The sequence below is a fragment of the Bacillus sp. LR--39 genome, assembly GCF_053613335.1.
In genome coordinates this window covers 1-1,311 of the sequence record NZ_JBSIOT010000195.1, presented here as the reverse complement: position 1 = coordinate 1,311, position 1,311 = coordinate 1, and the positions used below count along the sequence as shown (strand labels likewise).

1 protein-coding gene is annotated in these 1,311 nt (G+C 47.5%); it reads left to right on the top strand.

Features of this window, described 5'->3' with window-relative positions; all coding sequences use genetic code 11:
- On the top strand, positions 1-1,311 hold a 1,311-nt coding region (locus tag ACWHAR_RS21715; RefSeq protein ID WP_452087795.1), incomplete at both ends, for a condensation domain-containing protein.

Genomic DNA, 1,311 nt, shown 5'->3' with positions numbered 1-1,311 from the left:
CTGGAACCAATCGGTGATGCTTCACGCCAAGAAGGGCTTTGATCCTGAACGGGTGGAGAAAACATTGCAGGCGCTGATGGAGCATCATGACGCGCTCCGCATGGTCTATCGTGAGGGACAGGAAGACGTCATTCAATACAACAGAGATCTTGAAGCTGCTTCAGCTCAATTGGAGGTCATCCAGATTGAGGGCCAAGCTGCAGATTACGAAGACCGTATAGAGAGAGAAGCGGAGCGTTTGCAAAGCAGCATCGACTTGCAGGAAGGCGGCTTGTTAAAAGCAGGCTTGTTTCAAGCGGAAGACGGAGACCACTTGCTTCTTGCTATTCATCACTTAGTGGTTGACGGCGTGTCGTGGCGGATTCTACTGGAGGATTTCGCCGCAGTATATACACAGCTTGAGCAAGGCAATGAACCGGTTCTCCCGCAGAAAACACATTCATTTGCAGAGTATGCAGAGAGATTGCAAGACTTCGCGAACTCCAAAGCCTTTTTGAAAGAAAAAGAGTATTGGAGACAGCTTGAAGAACAAGCAGTCGCGGCAAAGCTTCCGAAAGACCGCGAATCTGGTGATCAGCGAATGAAACATACAAAGACAATTGAATTCTCGCTGACTGCTGAAGAGACAGAACAGCTCACCACAAAGGTGCATGAGGCATATCACACAGAAATGAATGATATTTTGCTGACGGCATTCGGATTGGCAATGAAGGAGTGGACGGGTCAGGATCGAGTAAATGTTCATTTAGAGGGGCACGGACGTGAAGAAATCATAGAAGACCTGACCATTTCCCGCACAGTCGGCTGGTTTACAAGTATGTACCCAATGGTGCTCGATATGAAGCATGAGGATGACCTGGGCTACCAGCTGAAGCAAATGAAAGAAGATATCAGACATGTGCCGAATAAGGGAGTCGGATACGGCATTCTGCGCTATCTGACGGCACCGGAACATAAAGAAGATGTGGCGTTCTCGATTCAGCCGGATGTCAGCTTCAACTATTTAGGTCAGTTTGACGAAATGTCGGATGCAGGTTTGTTTACGAGATCAGAGCTGCCATCAGGACAGTCATTAAGCCCTGAAACAGAAAAACCGAATGCGCTGGATGTTGTCGGATATATCGAAAACGGGAAACTGACGATGTCACTGGCCTATCATTCTCTTGAATTTCATGAAAAAACAGTACAAACATTCAGTGACAGCTTTAAAGCGCATCTTCTCAGAATCATTGAACATTGCCTATCTCAAGACGGTACGGAACTGACCCCGAGTGATCTTGGTGACGACGATTTGACGCTGGATGAGCTGGA